The organism is Streptomyces sp. NPDC017676 (genome assembly GCF_044329325.1).
GTDB lineage: Bacteria > Actinomycetota > Actinomycetes > Streptomycetales > Streptomycetaceae > Streptomyces.
In genome coordinates, this window is the sequence record NZ_JBIRJA010000024.1 from 19,603 (window position 1) to 34,743 (window position 15,141).

At 69.6% G+C, this 15,141-nt stretch carries 14 protein-coding genes and 3 pseudogenes; 9 read left to right on the forward strand and 8 right to left on the reverse strand.

Features of this window, described 5'->3' with window-relative positions; translation table 11 throughout:
• Positions 1-23: 23 nt before the first annotated feature.
• Positions 24-459: pseudogene (locus ACH4LD_RS37575) on the reverse strand (acyl-CoA thioesterase).
• Between the two features lie 406 nt (positions 460-865).
• Between ACH4LD_RS37575 and ACH4LD_RS37580 the strand changes: the two are divergent.
• Both ACH4LD_RS37580 and ACH4LD_RS37585 read left to right on the forward strand, forming a co-directional pair.
• Positions 866-1,861: a YdcF family protein gene (locus ACH4LD_RS37580; protein ID WP_398058326.1), complete on the forward strand. Its 996-nt coding sequence runs from the start codon at positions 866-868 to the stop codon at positions 1,859-1,861.
• A 406-nt stretch (positions 1,862-2,267) separates the two neighbouring features.
• The gene (locus ACH4LD_RS37585; RefSeq protein WP_398058327.1) at positions 2,268-2,855 is read left to right on the forward strand and encodes a sigma-70 family RNA polymerase sigma factor; all 588 of its coding nucleotides are present in this window, start codon (positions 2,268-2,270) and stop codon (positions 2,853-2,855) included.
• 66 nt (positions 2,856-2,921) lie between these two features.
• On the opposite strand, the gene ACH4LD_RS37590 is transcribed toward ACH4LD_RS37585, so the two are convergent.
• Positions 2,922-3,257: a zinc-binding dehydrogenase gene (locus ACH4LD_RS37590; RefSeq protein ID WP_398058328.1), complete on the reverse strand. Its 336-nt coding sequence runs from the start codon at positions 3,255-3,257 to the stop codon at positions 2,922-2,924.
• The gene (locus tag ACH4LD_RS37595; RefSeq protein ID WP_398058329.1) at positions 3,214-4,503 is read right to left on the reverse strand and encodes a carotenoid oxygenase family protein; all 1,290 of its coding nucleotides are present in this window, start codon (positions 4,501-4,503) and stop codon (positions 3,214-3,216) included. The genes ACH4LD_RS37590 and ACH4LD_RS37595 overlap by 44 nt, the downstream gene beginning before the upstream one ends.
• Before the next feature lie 398 nt (positions 4,504-4,901).
• On the opposite strand from ACH4LD_RS37595, the gene ACH4LD_RS37600 reads away from it, so the two are divergent.
• The 3 genes from ACH4LD_RS37600 (at position 4,902) to ACH4LD_RS37610 (ending at position 7,519) form a co-directional block, all read left to right on the forward strand.
• Positions 4,902-5,621 carry an RNA polymerase sigma factor gene (locus tag ACH4LD_RS37600; protein WP_398058330.1) on the forward strand — a complete coding sequence of 240 codons (720 nt, stop codon included), beginning with the start codon at positions 4,902-4,904 and terminating at the stop codon, positions 5,619-5,621.
• A complete protein-coding gene (locus ACH4LD_RS37605; protein ID WP_398058331.1) occupies positions 5,618-6,718 on the forward strand; it encodes a CU044_5270 family protein in 1,101 nt (366 codons plus the stop codon). The genes ACH4LD_RS37600 and ACH4LD_RS37605 overlap by 4 nt, the downstream gene beginning before the upstream one ends.
• A gap of 381 nt (positions 6,719-7,099) precedes the next feature.
• Positions 7,100-7,519, forward strand: a complete 420-nt coding sequence (locus tag ACH4LD_RS37610; RefSeq protein ID WP_398058332.1) for an RICIN domain-containing protein — start codon at positions 7,100-7,102, stop codon at positions 7,517-7,519.
• 248 nt (positions 7,520-7,767) lie between these two features.
• Here the strand turns inward: ACH4LD_RS37610 and ACH4LD_RS37615 are convergent, their stop codons facing one another.
• A complete protein-coding gene (locus ACH4LD_RS37615; protein ID WP_398058333.1) occupies positions 7,768-8,676 on the reverse strand; it encodes a LysR family transcriptional regulator in 909 nt (302 codons plus the stop codon).
• 108 nt (positions 8,677-8,784) lie between these two features.
• On the opposite strand from ACH4LD_RS37615, the gene ACH4LD_RS37620 reads away from it, so the two are divergent.
• From ACH4LD_RS37620 to ACH4LD_RS37630, 3 genes are all read left to right on the forward strand, one after another.
• Positions 8,785-9,489, forward strand: a complete 705-nt coding sequence (locus tag ACH4LD_RS37620) for a type 1 glutamine amidotransferase domain-containing protein (RefSeq protein ID WP_398058334.1) — start codon at positions 8,785-8,787, stop codon at positions 9,487-9,489.
• Between the two features lie 230 nt (positions 9,490-9,719).
• On the forward strand, positions 9,720-10,406 hold the full coding sequence (locus tag ACH4LD_RS37625) for an ATP-binding protein (protein WP_398058335.1): 687 nt from the start codon (positions 9,720-9,722) through the stop codon (positions 10,404-10,406).
• Entirely contained in the window at positions 10,366-10,986 is a 621-nt protein-coding gene (locus ACH4LD_RS37630) for a hypothetical protein (protein ID WP_398058410.1), read from the forward strand. The genes ACH4LD_RS37625 and ACH4LD_RS37630 overlap by 41 nt, the downstream gene beginning before the upstream one ends.
• Before the next feature lie 39 nt (positions 10,987-11,025).
• Here ACH4LD_RS37630 and ACH4LD_RS37635 read toward each other — a convergent pair.
• Positions 11,026-11,163 (reverse strand): annotated as a pseudogene (locus ACH4LD_RS37635) (FAD-dependent oxidoreductase); the annotation flags it as partial.
• 237 nt (positions 11,164-11,400) lie between these two features.
• A pseudogene (locus ACH4LD_RS37640) lies at positions 11,401-11,522 on the reverse strand (LysR family transcriptional regulator); the annotation flags it as partial.
• Positions 11,523-12,035: 513 nt separating this feature from the next.
• Between ACH4LD_RS37640 and ACH4LD_RS37645 the strand changes: the two are divergent.
• Positions 12,036-13,640, forward strand: coding sequence for an ABC transporter substrate-binding protein (locus ACH4LD_RS37645; protein WP_132789205.1), 1,605 nt, complete (start codon positions 12,036-12,038; stop codon positions 13,638-13,640).
• 112 nt (positions 13,641-13,752) lie between these two features.
• Here ACH4LD_RS37645 and ACH4LD_RS37650 read toward each other — a convergent pair whose 3' ends face one another.
• Together ACH4LD_RS37650 and ACH4LD_RS37655 are read right to left on the reverse strand one after the other, a co-directional pair.
• Positions 13,753-14,568, reverse strand: coding sequence for a class I SAM-dependent methyltransferase (locus ACH4LD_RS37650; RefSeq protein ID WP_398058407.1), 816 nt, complete (start codon positions 14,566-14,568; stop codon positions 13,753-13,755).
• A 188-nt stretch (positions 14,569-14,756) separates the two neighbouring features.
• On the reverse strand, positions 14,757-15,077 hold the full coding sequence (locus ACH4LD_RS37655) for a DUF6191 domain-containing protein (RefSeq protein WP_132789203.1): 321 nt from the start codon (positions 15,075-15,077) through the stop codon (positions 14,757-14,759).
• Positions 15,078-15,141 lie beyond the last annotated feature (64 nt).

Genomic DNA, 15,141 nt, shown 5'->3' on the forward strand with positions numbered 1-15,141 from the left:
CAGGCAGGGCGGCCACGGGTGACTCAGTCCTCCTGCGGCGCCATGATCGTGCGCGCGACGTCGCGGGCGCGGTCCGACCACGGCGTGGGCAGGAAGGTGGTCGGGTCGAGCCGGATGGCGGTACGGGTGCCGTGCGCGTACGTCGTCCCTCCGTCGGAGGAGCACACCCGGTGACCGGCCGTGACCGAGGTGGTACCGAGGCGGTCGATCCACGGGCTTGACCGCGTAGGTACCGGGCGCGGACACGGGGGTGTCGTAGGTGATGGTGAAGGCTTTGACGACGTTGAAGGCGTCGTTCTCCAGTCCGTTCGGGCCGCCGAATCCCCGCGCGTACCAGAATGCGGCCCAGGCGCGTTCGACCAGCACCTGGTAACGGCTGTTGTGCAGCAGTCCCATGGCGTCCAGCTCGTCGAAGTGGGCCTCGACCGGGAGGAGCACTCCGACGGCGGCGGTCGACATGGCGGCGGGCGTGGCGACAGTACTCACGAGGTTCTCCAGTCGTGGCGTGAGGCGGTGCCTGTGTCATCCGGGACAACGGTGACTCGGGGCATGTCGTTCACCGGAGCGGTGGTCGAGACGGAAGCCACTCGCTGGGTGAACCGTCCGGTCCGGCCCGGCGTTGAAGGCGGTGAGGAACCCCGGGGCAGGGAGTCGGTCACCGTGCGGAAGAAGCTCAGCGCACCGCTGGGAACCGCTCTGACACACGCCATCCGCACGCGGAACAACGGTGTCGCCGGCCGGAACACCGGGTCTGTCGGTTTCATTTCGACGGATACGGCGACAAGCAGCTCTGGGCGACCATCTGACAGCTCCGTCTCCCACCTTCCGGGGCCGGTTCGGCCCCGGCCCACCGAGGAAGTCCAGGGTGCTGATCGACATATTCGCGGCCCTCAGTCTGCTGCTGTTCATCATCAGTGTCGTCGCCGACGCCAGACGCTTCGCGAACGCCGTGCTGCTCGGCGTCTTCCTCACGCTGATCGCGGTGGGCCACGGGCGGGAGCTTCTGGTCCTTCACCACGCTCTGGACGGCACCTGGCTGGCCGGACCCGTCCTGGAAGGGCTGGCCGTGCTGCTGGTCTGCTGCCTCCTGCTCGGCAACGGGGTGCGGATGGTACGCAGGGAGGGCAGCCGTCCGGGCAACCTCTTGACGCTCGTCGCGGGTCTCGGGCTCCTGTCGCTCCTGCTGCTGACGGTGGTCGCGTACGTGGCCGAGCTGCGTTCTCTGGCCGCCGCCGTCGTCATCGCGGCGCTCGTCACCTACTACTTCGTCTCCCTCTTCGTCTGTTTCGGTGTCTACGGCTACGCCTACAGCCGCCTGGCCGGACCGTCCGGCCTGGACTACATCGTCGTCCTCGGGTCCGGTCTGACCGGCGGTGACCGGGTGCCGCCGTTGCTCGCCGGCAGACTGGACCGTGCGCACGCACTGTTCGAGGACGAGCTGGCCCGGGGCAGCAGGCCCGTTCTGATCACGTCCGGCGGGCAGGGGCCGGACGAGGCCGTCCCCGAGGCGCATGCGATGGCGGACTATCTGGCCGCACGTGGCGTACCGGCCGAGAGCCTGCTGCGTGAGGCGAGGTCCGCCACCACCGAGGAGAACCTCCGCAACAGCAAGGCACTCATGGACGAGCGCGGCGACGGCTACCGCTGCGCGATCGTGACCAACGACTTCCATGCCTTCCGGGCCGCGATGATCGCCCGGAGCCTGGGCATCGGCGCCCATGTCGTGGGCTCCCCCACGGCCTCCTACTTCCGGCTCAGCGCGACCATGCGGGAGTTCGCCGCCGTCATCCTGCATCACCGGTGGATCCACCTCACGGTCTGTCTGTTCCTGGTCCTCACCTGCTGGCTGATCCTCCTGTAACGGCACCGGTCCCCCGATGCCGGTGCCCCACGGGCGGCCGCGGTGCCCCGCCGCGACGCAGCAGCCCGTCGTCATGTCCCGCGCCGTCCCCGCGCGCGCAACGGGCCGACCGGACCGAACAGCCGGTTCCCCGTCCCGTTCCGGCGTTCCATGCTCCTAGTGTTTCCGCAGGTAGGAGGCCGTTTCGGCGTTCCAGCCGTCCCAAATGCGCGGTGAGCGGCACAGGTGGGACAACAGATGCCCCAGGCTTGGTCACATCGCAGCCGCGGCGCCGCCGACTTCACGCTTCACGGCGGACGGCCTCCGGCATCCACTTCCGACTCAGCCGGCGATGACCGCCGCGGGCGTCCGCCGGCGGGCGTCGACGGCGCCGGTGAGCGGACGTCCACCACCACGGGGAGAGATCATGAGCACCCAGCAGACGACTGTCCTGACCGCCGAGCGCACCGGTTCCCCGCTCCCGCGGTCCGGCACGCCGTACGCGGTCGCGGACGCCGAGCGATTCGTCCGCGAACTGTACGCCGAGCACGGAACGGATCTGCTGACCTACGCGGCCCGCCGCCTGGACAACGACTGGCACCGCGCCCAGGACCTGGTGCAGGAGACCGCCGTCAGGGCCTGGCGCCACGGCCCGTCGCTCACCCTCTCCGCGGACGGGATCCGGCCGTGGCTGTTCCGGGTCCTGCAGAACCTGGTGATCGACGACCACCGGGCGCGAGCCGTGCGCCCCAGGGCCCCCCATCAGCTGGACGACGTGGTCATCCCGGTCGCCGACGGCACGGACCGTGTGCTGGCCGTCCAGTTGGTGCGGGAGGCGCTGGCGGACCTGACCGAACAGCAGCGCGAGATCCTGCACATCGTGTACTTCAGCGGTCTCAGCGTGAACCACGCGTCGAACCTCCTGGGCGTCCCGCCGGGCACGGTGAAGTCGCGCACCTACAACGCGATGCGTGCGCTCAAGCGTGCCCTGGTCGCGCGCGGTGTCCTCGGCTGAAAGGCCCGGCCCCCTTCCCCACGGGCGTCGTGGAGTCGGGGGCAGCGGCCTTGCGGTCTTGTGCAGCTACGGCACGAGGACGACCTTGCCGACCACGGTGCCGGATTCCGCCAGCCGCACCGCTTCCCCGACCTCGGCGAGCGGGACGCGCGCGGCGACCTGGGGGACCAGCCGACCGTCGGCGAGAAGGGCAAAGACCTGGGCCAGGTCGGCGTGCAGCTTGGCCCGGAAGGTGCCGAGCCGGCGCCGCCCGGCCCAGATGTTGTAGAAGTGGGCGCCCTTGCCGTTGGGCAGCGCGTTCCAGAACATCAGGCGGGTGAACAGCTTGAGGACCGGCGCCTTCGACGAGCCCTGGACGTCACGGGTGGACGCGGTGCCGGCCGCCCTGGATGTCCGAGGCATCCAGGACCAGCAGGCTTGAGGCGTCGACGTGCAGGTCGCTGACCACCGTCAGCAGGTACCCGTCGTCCTCGGACGTGCCGCCCTCGGCCGGGACGAAGACCGCCTCGCTGGGGAGCTGTCCGTCACCGACGTGACGGACCTGCCGGCCACCGGTGATCCGGTCGTACTTGACCACGCCGAAGTTGCCGACGCCTCGCTCGTCGGGGAACGAGATCGCGTACTGGAAGCGGTGCTCGCGACCCATGAGGTCCTCGTTGATCGTGGGGAACTCCACGACCAGGTCGTCGACGATCCGCTCACGCACGGTTCCCGACGTCAGGTCGATCACCCACTGGCGGTTGAACGAGCGCGAGTTGGGGACGGCGCCTCTGTCCGGAGACCCGACCCACCAGTTCCAGGAGGTGCGGAAGCCCTCCCGGTCCACGGTCGGCCCCTCAGGGAGGATCCTGCACTGAGCGTCCTCGTACGCGTTGGCGGCGTGCAGCATCGACCCGGGCTCGATGTCGAACCAGCGGATCGCCGCCGCCCCGCCCCGCCCGCGCGGCATCACGCCGATCCGGGCGGGCTGTTCGTCCTTCCAGGCGTAGGGGATGCCGGACGTCTCGGTGTGGTCGAAGGTCACCGTTCCCTCGACGAAGACGACGTACCGCTCGGTGACGGCGAAGTCGTGCTTGAGGGACGCCGTGGCACCCGGCACCTCCTCGCTGTGGAACAGCTCGCCCTTCTCCGAGGAGACGTGGTAGGTCAGGTAGGGCGGGAACGGGGAGGAGCTGAAGAAGTGCAGCTCGCCCGAGACCGGGTCGTGCTTGGGGTGTGCCGTCATGACGTTGGTGAGCTTGCCGTCGAAGTCGTAGGCCCCCACGGTGGCCAGCTCGTCGGTCAGCTCGAACGGGAGGTTGGACTCGCACAGGGCCAGCAGCCTCCCGGCGTGCTCGATGACGTGCGTGCCCGCGGTGCTCGCCGTCAGGTCGGGGCCGTTCTCTGTCAGGTACGGCGCGCCCTCCAGCGCCGGCGTCCGCACCCAGCGGTTGCGGTACCACTCCGCCCGACCGTCCCGCAGGCGGATGCCGTGCACCATGCCGCTGCCCTTGAACCAGTGGGTGGGAGTGACTCCGGGCTTCGGGTTGTGGCCGTTGCGTATCAGCCGCCCGGACAGCTCAGGCGGCAGCTGCCTTTCCACGACGAGGTCATGTGCGGTGATCTCATCCACGTGCGGGGTGTAGTGCCCCGAAAGATACGGCTTCATGGAAGTTCCTTCTCTTCTCGACCCGTTGCGGTGAACCGCTGGGACGTCACTGCGCAGCGGTGGCGGAGGCGTGTCCGGCTGGGACATCGGAAGACCGCGGCGTCCGGCGCTGCACTGAGCCGCGTTCGCCTCGGCTGGTTCCATGATGTGGCTCGGTGCACGTGCCGCCCAGCCTGGACCAGTGCTCACTGGTGCTCACTGGTGCTCACCGCTAAGACGCCGGTGAAGTGTCTGATCGTCGGGGAGGCTGAGGCTTCCCTTTCGCGCATCCACCCCCAACTGGCATGCGACCGCTCGTCTTCGGTGAAGGCGGACGGCGGACGCGACAACCCGGTATGTGAGGCACGTCACTGGAAGTCGGACCGAGGAACAGACAGCTCATAGAGGTGAGCATTGACATGCGTGCCCGACTACGGGCTGGGGAGCCGGCCGCGTTCGCCGAGTTGTTCGACCGTTACGCCCGCGGCGTGTACAACCACGCTTTCCGTCTGACCGCCGACTGGTCGACGGCCGAGGACGTCATGGCCACCACCTTCATGGAGGCGTGGCGGCTGCGCGACAGGATCGATGCCGAAGGCGACTCGCTGCGGCCGTGGCTGCTCGGCATCGCCACCAACACCGCACGCAACCAGATCCGCAGCAACCGGCGTTACCGGCGAGCGGCCCTCGCGACCGCGGCCGCCGAAACGGACGTGCCGGACCACGCGGACGGGGTGTCCGAGCGGATCGACGAGCAGCACGAGCTGGCCGTGGTCCTCCGGGCGCTCGCCACCCTGCGCAGACCCGAACGCGAGGTCATCGCGTTGTGCGTGGGGGAAGGGCTGGACTACGAGGCGGCGGCGAAAGCGCTCGGGATCCCCGTGGGGACGGTCGCCTCCCGGCTGTCGCGGGCCCGCAGGAAACTGCGCACTCTGGCGGAAGCCGAGCTGGAACAGCACGGCATCGCCGCGGTGGACGGCCCGCGCGTGAAGAGTGACCCCGTTCGGGACGCGGCGCAGACGAGAAGTGCGGGGAGAGACGAAAAAGTGCGGAGCAGACGGGAAGCCGGGACGGCCGGCCGACAGATACCAGGTGACCGCATCACCACCGCCCGGCCCGCACAGGAAGGAAACCGATGAGCGCGAACACGCCCCGGCAGAGCCCGGGCGCTCGGGAGGACGCCGCACAGCTCCTGTCCCGCACTGCGCGTGACCTGCCAACGGGCCGCCACGAGCATCACAAGGAGCGCCTGATGGCACACATCGAGCAGGCACAGCGCACCGGGGAAACCACCACCGGCACCGCCGGGACGCGACGTCTCCGGCTGCCCCGCCCCGCGATCGCACTGCCCGCCCTGGCCGCCGCCGTGGCCGCGGCCGTCATCGCCGGGACGGCGATGACCGACGGAGACGGAAACGGGAACCGACCCGCCCGGCTCGCCACCGGACCCGCCCTGACCACCCAGATCGGCACCGCCCGCCCCGACGGAGTCACCCGGCTGCTCGACCAGGCCTCCCTGACCACGGCACAGGACGACCACCCCGCCCTCAAGCCCGGCCAGTACGTCTACATCGAGTCCAAGACGGCCGACACCTTCGTGAAGACCGTCAACGGCAAGAGCAGCCTCGCCAGCCACGCCCTCCACGAGCGCCAGGTGTGGTACTCCCCCGACGGCACCAAGGGATGGCTGATCGACCCCGCCGTCAACGACAGCCCCGAAGGAGAGACCCTCAGCCTCCCCGACGAGCAGGGCAACACCCCCGTCGCCGGCCTGAACCACCCCTCCTACGACTACCTCACCAAGCTGCCCACCGACCCTGACACCCTCCTCGCCAAGATCTACAAGGAGACCAAGGGGCACGGGAACTCACCGGACCAGGAAGCGTTCACCACCATCGGCGACCTGCTCGGCGAGAGCTACCCCCCGGCCGCCCTCACCAAGGCCCTGTTCAAGGCCGCGGCGAAGATCCCCGGCGTCGTCACCGTCGACGACGCCGTCGACGCGGCCGGCCGCCACGGCACCGCGATCGCCCGGCTCGACGAGAAGAGCGGCCAGCGGGACGAATGGATCTTCGACGAGAACACCCACGTCTTCCTCGGCCAGCGAACCGTCCAGGTGAGCAAGGCCACCGGCCCCGACGCCCTCGTCAAGCCCGGAACCGTCCTCTTCACCAGCGCCATCACCCGGCGAGCCATCGTCGACGACATCAAGCAGACCCCGGCACAGGCCGGCTGACCCTCCCCTCGCGGGACATACGGAGCTGCTTCGGGACGGACGTCCCGGGGCAGCTCGTGGGGCTCGCCGGGGACACGTGTGCGGTCCCCGGGAGCCCGCCCTTGCGGTGATGCCTGCCCGCCCCCAAGACGGTGCGGGACCCCTCCGGAGAGGACGCCGGGCCTCGGTCGATCAGGCTTCGAGCGCGCCCCGCACGGTGAACCCGCAGGTCCTTGCGCTCGTTGCCGCATATGCACCGTTGACATGGGGCCGAACCGTCACCGTCCGGCCCGGACGTGGAGAGTGGGGAAATGAAGCTCCTCGGACTCGTCGGCGTACCGATGCGGACCGTCCGCCGGTCTGCCGTCACAGCCGCCCTGTCAGGGACTGGCCCTCGGCCTGATGCCGTCGCCGGCGCAGGCGGCGGACATCACCGTCACCGGCACCTACCAGAACAAGGAGACCGGCCTCTGCCTCGACGGCGACGCCCACGGCAATGTCTACACCTCGATCTGCGACCCGAACAGGAAGAACCCGTACCAGCAGTGGGTCTTCACCTATTCCGGATCGCAGGCGAACACCATCCGTCAGGTCGCCACGGGCAACTGCCTGTACCTGGGAGCGGGCGGCCACGTCTTCTCGTCGAACTTCGCCCGTGGAGCCGTAAGTTACAGCGAGCGGATCAAGGACGGCGACCGTCGCCGTAGCGCCGACGATCCGACCGAGTGCCTGGACGGCAACTGGCACTACGAGGTGTACGCCCTGACCTGCAACGGTGACAACTACCAGAACTGGCAGCTCAACGTGCTCTCCCGCACCTGAGTACCCGACCGCCGGCGACAGTGCCACTCAGCGGGAAACGTGGCCGGCGCCGTTCGGCTTGCGGAACCGGTGGTAGAGGGGGCGACGAGTACGGCCGGCAGCATGCCGCAGGCTACTGGCCTGATCTCGGGGCACGGTGGCGGCTCAGTGGGCCGGGACAGGCGGTGTCTCGGCCCCGTCGCCACGGGGTGGCCCCGAGAAGCCTCGTCGGTGGCCCGCTTCGAGGGGACGTACCGAGTCGGCTCGCTTCACAGGGGCCCCCAGGTCTCGGCCTGTCGGAGCAGTTGATGCTGTACCAGTGCGATGGGTGCCGGGGTGGGTCCGGAGCGTGTGACGAGATAGAGGGTGTTGAGTGGCTGGATCTGTGTATGGTGCAGCAGTTCAAGCGAGCCGGCGGCCAGGGCTGGGTCGGCCAGGTAGCGCGGCAGTACGGAGATCCCGGCACCGGCGATGACGGCGGTCAGCACGGCCCGCAGGTCGGGCACGATCATCGAGACCGGGTTGGGTGGCCGACGGCCGAACTCGCTGCGCCAGTATCGGCGGATGATCGGCAGTTCCCGGCCGTAGGCCACGATCGGCAGATGGGCGAGGGCCGCCAACGGATCCTCGGCCAGCCGGTCCTGGTCGATCGAGCGGGCCGTCGTGGGGGTCGCCACGAGGACGAACTCCTCATCGACGAACGGCATGGCGGTGAGACCAGGCTTGCCGGCTGAGGGCCGGACGGAGGACACCACCAGGTCCAGTTCGCCGTCGGCGAGACCGGTCAGCAGGTCCTGGGCCAGTCCGAGTGTGATGTGCAGTTGCAGGCTGCCACTGACCAAGGGCGCCAGAGCCGGGATCAGCCGGGAAGCAGTCAGCTCCCCCGCCGCGCCGAGCCGGACCGTGCCTTGATGGGCCCGGTCGTCGGCGCCCTGAGCCAAGGCGCCCCGCAACTGGTCCAGCGGCGAGGCGATGCGCCGGGCGAGCTCGTGCGCAGCGGGCGTCGGGGCGGCTCCGCGCCTGGAGCGTTCGAAGAGCACCGTGTCCATCTGGTCTTCGAGACGCGCCAACTGACCACTGACGGCGGGCTGGGAGACACCCAGGGCCGCGGCGGCGGCGGTCAGTGAGCCGCGGCGGTAGATCTCCAGGAAGGTCGCCAGCAGATCGAGATCGCTCATGCAAGAAGACTACATAAGAATTCTTATGGAAGGTTCCGACGGGCAACGGGATTGTGATGGAAAGTAGGGGGCGTCCGACCAACACCGACCTCGCAGGAGCAAACCGCCATGGCGAAGATTCTTATGATCGTTTCGGCCGCAGACACCCTGGTGCTGGCCGACGGCAGCGCTCACCCCACCGGCTACTGGGCGGAGGAGGTGGCCGCGTCCCACAAGGTGCTCGTCGAAGCCGGCCACCAGGTGGACATCGCCACCCCCGCCGGAGCCCGCCCCACCGTGGATGCCATCTCGCTGGACGAGCGCGGCGGCGTGCAGCCGGCCGACGGCGCCGAGTTCCGCGGCTACCTGGACTCGATCGCCGCGAGCCTCGACGCGCCGCTCGACCTCGGCTCGGTCAAGGCCACCGACTACGACGCGCTCTACCTGCCCGGTGGTCACGCGCCCATGGCCGACCTGGCGGACGACCCCGCACTGGGCGCACTGCTCACCGAGGCCGACCAGCGCGGCCGGACCATCGCCGCACTGTGCCACGGCGTCGCCGCTCTGCTCAGCGCGACCGACGCCGCCGGGACCTTCCTGTTCGCGGGCCGCAGCGTCACGGGCTTCACCAACGACGAAGAGCGCCAGGGCGGCCTCGGCGACGCCGCGCCGTGGCTCGTCGAAGACCGTCTCAGCGAGCGCGGCGCGCACTTCCGGGCGGGCGCACCGTGGTCGGACACCGTCGTCGTCGACGGCAACCTGATCACCGGGCAGAACCCGCAGTCCAGTGTGACGACGGCGAAGGAAGTCCTCGCGGCCCTGCGGAACGCCTGACCGTCACCGGCCTGCCCGCACGAGGAGGGCGGCGGAAGCGGGGTGTCGCCGGGCCGGCCCCACCACCCCGCCCCCGCCCCGGCTGGTGAACGGAACCAGACCGGGGCCGCTCAACTGGAGATGGTCGGGCGTGCACGTATCGGCATCTGTCAAGATCAGTGGGCGAAAACGCCCCCGCGACCAGCAAGGAATCGTCGTGCGGTGAACGGCGACGGTAGGAGAATTCCCACGTGACCGACAGCGCTTCGAACGTCATAGCGGGTCGCCTGCAGCGCGGACGTGACAGGGTGTTCACCGGCCGGACGGCGGAACTCGCCGTCTTCCGCGCCGCCTTGGCCGGCGAAGAGGGAGCCCCGGCGGTGCTCTTCGTGCACGGCCCCGGGGGTATCGGCAAGTCGATGCTGCTGCGTCGCTTCGCAGCCGAGGCACGGACGGCCGGTCGGCCGGTGCTGGAGATCGACGGCCGCATCGTTCAACCGACGCCGGAGGCGTTCGAACGGGAGGCCGAGGCAGCTTTCACCGAAGACGGCACGGTCCTGATCATCGACACCTTCGAGCGCTGTCAGGGGCTGGAAGGGTGGCTGCGGGAGAGGTTCCCGCCCAGGCTGCCGGACGGCGCGGTGGCGATGATCGCCGGTCGGCAGCCGCCAGACGCGGAGTGGACCTCGGACCCGGGGTGGGCGGACCTGCTGTACCGCATGGCACTGCGCAATCTGTCACCGGACGAGGCCCACCGCTCTCCTGGACGCCCGGGGGGTGCCCCGGCACAACCAGGCCGAGCTGCTGGCCTTCACCGGCGGGCACCCGCCCGCCCTGGCGCTGGCAGCCGCGGTGGCGGTCCGGGAACCCGGCCGTACCACCCGCTGGAAACCCAGCATGGACGTCGTCGCGACACTGCTCACCCGGCTGGTCGGTGAGGTCCCCTCACCGCTGCACCGTCGGGCCCTGGAGGTGTGCGCCCGCGTTCACGTGACCACGGAGACACTGCTTCGGGTCGTCCTTGGCGGTGACGCCGCGCCCATGTTCGCGTGGCTGCGTGAGCTCCCGTTCATCGAGTCCACCCAGGACGGCCTCTTCCCGCACGACGTGGTGCGGCAGGCGCTGGAGGAGGACCTGCGCTGGCGCGACCCGGACGGCTACGCCGAACTGCACGGACGGCTCGGCCGTCATCTGTTCGAGCAGATCCGCAGCCAACCCGTGATCGGGACGCTGTCCGCCGTGCGCTCCTTCCTCTTCCTGTACCGCGACGACCGGTACATGTCCGACTTCAACAGCTGGCGGGGAACGGGCGAGGTCCGGCTGACCCCGTACGAGGCGGACGACCGGCACACGATCGCATCACTGGCGACCGAGGTCGAGGGCGGGGGGTCGGCCGCTCTGGCGCAAGCATGGCTGGAACGCCGGCCGGACGCGTTCCGGATGTGCCGCACCGCGCGTGACTCTGGGATCTCCGTGCTCAGGGTGCGGAACACCGCCGGCAACAACAGATGCGGGTGACGGAACTGGGTGACTCCGGGACGCGACCACGACGCCCAGGCGGCCTCGGCACCGCCCGGGGGCGGGCCGGCGTCCCGTTTCGAGCACGGTGACCCGGTGGCCGTCACGAGCCAGCATCACCGCCTGGGCCAGCCCGGTCGGGCCCGCTCCGATCACCAGCACGTGCATCGTTCTCATCTCCTCCGGTCGACGACGCACTCATGCTGTGGTGAAGCGGTGCTCACCTGACAGATCGGTTGACTGCTCGTTCAGTGGTCATCTGCGCTCATCCGGTGGAACACACAGGTGGCTCACCCGCCTCGCATCGAACCGCTCAGCCCGTCTGCCCGTTGAACGAGTGACGCACCGTCCACACCCCCGAGGGCGGTGCGCCGCGGGGGTCCCGGCATACCTCTGGCGGGACCCCCCACAGTCAGTGCCCGTGGCGGCGCTGTCGCGCAGGAAGCCCGCGAACGCCTGGGCGGCGGGGGTGAGGACGTGGTCGCTCATGCGGACGAGGAGGATGCGGCGCACGGGGCGGGAGGTTGCAGGGGAACGCACGTACCGTGATCACACTGCTACGAGCCCTGGGCAGCCCCTATCAATTCCGCGAGGTCAGATGACGGAAATGCGCAAGCCGCTCACCCAGCGCAATAAGGCCATTGTTGGCACTGAACACATTTTCGGGGAAGTAGATCCCAGGGCAATTCGACGGGAGCGGTGTGGCCGAATTCCGCCGACGGGTCTCACGGTTGGACACGTGACGTTCCCCACACCACAGAGGGTCGACACCATGGTCCGCGTGTGCTGGCCACCCCCGGGCCGGGGTGTTTCCGTGTGACCTTGCGTCCCGATTGATGGGAAGCTGCACTAATCCCGGCCCTGACGGGTTTTCAGTGTGTCCGCGACCGGTTCCACTGCGTGACGGTCAGTCAACTCACCTAACCGTGAACGCGGCTGCGGGGGCGGACTAATCTCGTCGCGACAACATCGCCGAGAACCCCGTGATCCGCGGCGTCACCCCTGCATGCCGGATACACGGACCCGAACAGCTCTGGAGAAACTCCCGCATGAACCGCAAGACTTTGGTGCTGCCGGCGGTGGCCGGCCTGCTCACCCCGGTTCTCGCCGCGTGCGGCGGATCCGTCAGCGGGAGCAAGAGCGGTGACGCCATCGTCGTCGGTACCACGGACCAGTTCACGGCCACCAAGGAAGCCCCGGCGCCCCTGGACCCCGCCTACACCTACGACACCAGCACCTGGAACCTCCTGCGTCCGACGGTGCAGACCCTCATGATCGTGCCCAAGGGCGAGGGCAGCCCGGTGCCGGAGGCCGCCGAGAACTGCTCCTTCACCGACAGCGGCAGCGAGCGTTACGTGTGCACGCTGCGGAAGGGGCTGAAGTTCGCCAACGGCGACGCGGTCACGGCCGCGGACGTCAAGTACTCCATCGAGCGGGTCCTGCGCATCAAGGCCGACACGGGCGTCTCCACGCTGCTGAACACCATCGACACCATCGAGACGCAGGGCGACCGCGAGGTCGTCTTCCACCTCAAGACGGCCGACGCGACCTTCCCGTACAAACTGTCCACGCCGGTCGCCGGCATCCTCGACCCCAAGAACTACGCCGAGGACAAGCTGCGTGACGGCTTCGAGGTCGACGGGTCCGGCCCGTACACCCTCAAGGCCGCCGTCAAGGACAACACGATCACCAAGGTCACCTACGCCAAGAACCCCTCCTACAAGGGCAGTCTGGAGGTGAACAACGACAAGGTCGAGATCCGTGCCTTCCCCGACTCCGACGCCATGGGCGCCGCGATCGACAAGGGGGACATCGATGTCATGATCCGCACCATGTCGCCCGCGCAGATCCAGAAGCTGGACGCCGGCACCGACAAGAACGTCGACCTGGTCGACATGCCCGGCCTGGAGATCCGCTACCTGGGCTTCGACACCGACGCGCCCACCGTCAAGTCCAAGGCCGTGCGCCAGGCCATGGCCCAGGTCATCGACCGGGACGAGCTGGTCTCCAAGGTCTACGGCACCCAGGCCGAGCCGTTGTACTCGCTGGTCCCGGCCACCATCACGGGCCACTCCAACGCGTTCTTCAACAAGTACGGCAACCCCAGCGTCGACAGGGCCAAGTCGCTGCTCACCAAGGCCGGCATCACCACGCCGGTGAAGCTGACCCTGCACTACACCACCGACCACTACGGCTCGGCCACCAAGCAGGAGTTCGAGGTGCTGCAGAAGCAGCTCAACGACAGCGGCCTGTTCGACGCCTCCATCGAGGGCCACCCCTGGAAGACCTTCCTGCCCGACGAGCTGAAGGGCAAGTACGACGTCTACGGCATGGGCTGGTTCCCGGACTTCGCGGACCCGGACAACTTCCTGGCGCCCTTCCTCGACAAGGACAACATCCTCGGCTCGCCGTACAACAACACCACCATCCAGCGCACGCTGATCCCGCAGTCCCGCCGCGAGGCCGACCGGCTCGCCGCGTCCAAGAGCCTGAACCAGATCCAGGACATCCTCGCCGACGACGTCCCGGTCCTGCCGCTGTGGCAGGGCAAGCAGTACGTCGCCGCCCGGGACGACGTCACCGGCGTGGCCTACGCCCTCAACTCCTCCTCGGTGCTCCAGCTGTGGGAGCTGGGCCGCGGCGTGAGCGGCTGACGACGGCACTCGGCTCCTGGCACTCGGCACTCGGCACCCGCTGAACACGCCCACTCGGAGGCCGGTCCCGCCCATCGTGGCGGGGCCGGCCTCCGGCTCACCGGGAGGCGCCCTACCGGCGGACCGCCGAGATCAGTCCGCCGGGCCGCTCCTCGGGCCGTGGCGGGGAGCTGATCGGGCGGCCGTAGGCGGCAGCGCGCTCGCGCAGGGTGTGGCAGTCGGCCTCCCAGCCGTGGCCGGCCAGCCAGTCCACCGGGTCGTCGGGCATCTCCGAGACCCACATGGACGCCGCCGATCCCGGCGCGGCGTCCGCGCCGAACCGCTCGATCACGCCGCGCGAGCCCAATGTCAGCCCCAGCCGACTGCCTGGCGCCGACAGCGCGCTGATCCGGGCCATCAGCAGCTCCACCGCGTCCTCGGGGAGATAGATCAGGAGTCCTTCGGCGATCCACACGGTCGGCACGGCCGGGTCGTGCCCTGCGGCGGCCAGCGCGCCCGGCCAGTCCTCCCGTAGATCCACGGCGACGGTGATCCGCTCGCAGCGCGCGACGGCCCGCTCCTGGCGCAGCACCGAAGCCTTGAAGTCCAGTGGCGCGGCGGTGTCGACCTCGAACAGCCGGGTGCCCTCGGGCCAGTCCATCCGGAAGGCCCGGCTGTCCATGCCGGCGCCGAGCAGCACGACCTGCCGGACGCCGGACGCGGAGGCCTGCCGCAGCAGGTCGTCGAGGAACTTGGTCCTGATGACGATGGAGAACGACACGGCAAGCCGGCGGCGTCGCGCGGCCTCGTCATCGGGCAGCGGCGGCGAGGAGGGCCACAGGCCGCCGGCGGTGGCGAAGGCCCGGGCCAGTGGGTCGCAGAACAGCGCGTTCTCCCGCTCGGTCTCCAGCGCCCGCACCCTGGCCACCCCCACCGCCGTGGCCCACACTCCCGACGGCCGCTCCCGCTGCTGCTCATCAGTCACCGCGCCAGCCTAGACGATCGACGCCAAGGGGCCTGAGGAGAGAGCGGTCGGTCGGGGCGGACGCGTTCGCCGGGAGTGGCCCAGGCCTGGTGGGTGCCGAGGGGTTCGACGGTGGCGGTGTCGAAGGCGGCCCTGGTCCGGCGGGTACGGTCCTACCGAGCGGCCGGTGGCATCCGGACGACCGCGGTCCCTCCGTCCAGATCCACCGTGGTCCGGTGCGGTGGCGCCCCGTCCTCCTCGTCGTCGCGCAGCAACAGTGCCGACTGGCGCTCCTTCAGCTCGTCCTGCTTGCCCGGCGAAAGGCTCGCGTGCAGTTGCTCGAACCCGGTCGCCGAGATCTGGCCCTGACGTCCTGCGTTCCGCCACGGAAGGACCCCGGCCCTGCCCGCGCGCAACAGGAGCTGATCGACGAAGGCCAGCGCGGTCAGCAGGATGACCAGTCCCGGCAGGGTCATGAAGACGAGGAAAGTCATGCTCTCAGTATTCCTGCCGGGTGGCCCACCGGTCCGGGGCTGTCGGCGGCGAGGAGTGGGAAGG

Excerpts from the sequence above, each read along its gene's own strand:
- ACH4LD_RS37585 (WP_398058327.1), top strand. The coding sequence starts at position 2,268 with ATGAGCACCCAGCAGACGACTGTCCTGACCGCCGAGCGCACCGGTTCC.
- ACH4LD_RS37590 (WP_398058328.1), bottom strand. The coding sequence starts at position 3,257 with ATGCCTCGGACATCCAGGGCGGCCGGCACCGCGTCCACCCGTGACGTC.
- ACH4LD_RS37595 (WP_398058329.1), bottom strand. The coding sequence starts at position 4,503 with ATGAAGCCGTATCTTTCGGGGCACTACACCCCGCACGTGGATGAGATC.
- ACH4LD_RS37600 (WP_398058330.1), top strand. The coding sequence starts at position 4,902 with ATGCGTGCCCGACTACGGGCTGGGGAGCCGGCCGCGTTCGCCGAGTTG.
- ACH4LD_RS37605 (WP_398058331.1), top strand. The coding sequence starts at position 5,618 with ATGAGCGCGAACACGCCCCGGCAGAGCCCGGGCGCTCGGGAGGACGCC.
- ACH4LD_RS37610 (WP_398058332.1), top strand. The coding sequence starts at position 7,100 with ATGCCGTCGCCGGCGCAGGCGGCGGACATCACCGTCACCGGCACCTAC.
- ACH4LD_RS37615 (WP_398058333.1), bottom strand. The coding sequence starts at position 8,676 with ATGAGCGATCTCGATCTGCTGGCGACCTTCCTGGAGATCTACCGCCGC.
- ACH4LD_RS37620 (WP_398058334.1), top strand. The coding sequence starts at position 8,785 with ATGGCGAAGATTCTTATGATCGTTTCGGCCGCAGACACCCTGGTGCTG.
- ACH4LD_RS37630 (WP_398058410.1), top strand. The coding sequence starts at position 10,366 with ATGGACGTCGTCGCGACACTGCTCACCCGGCTGGTCGGTGAGGTCCCC.
- ACH4LD_RS37645 (WP_132789205.1), top strand. The coding sequence starts at position 12,036 with ATGAACCGCAAGACTTTGGTGCTGCCGGCGGTGGCCGGCCTGCTCACC.
- ACH4LD_RS37655 (WP_132789203.1), bottom strand. The coding sequence starts at position 15,077 with ATGACTTTCCTCGTCTTCATGACCCTGCCGGGACTGGTCATCCTGCTG.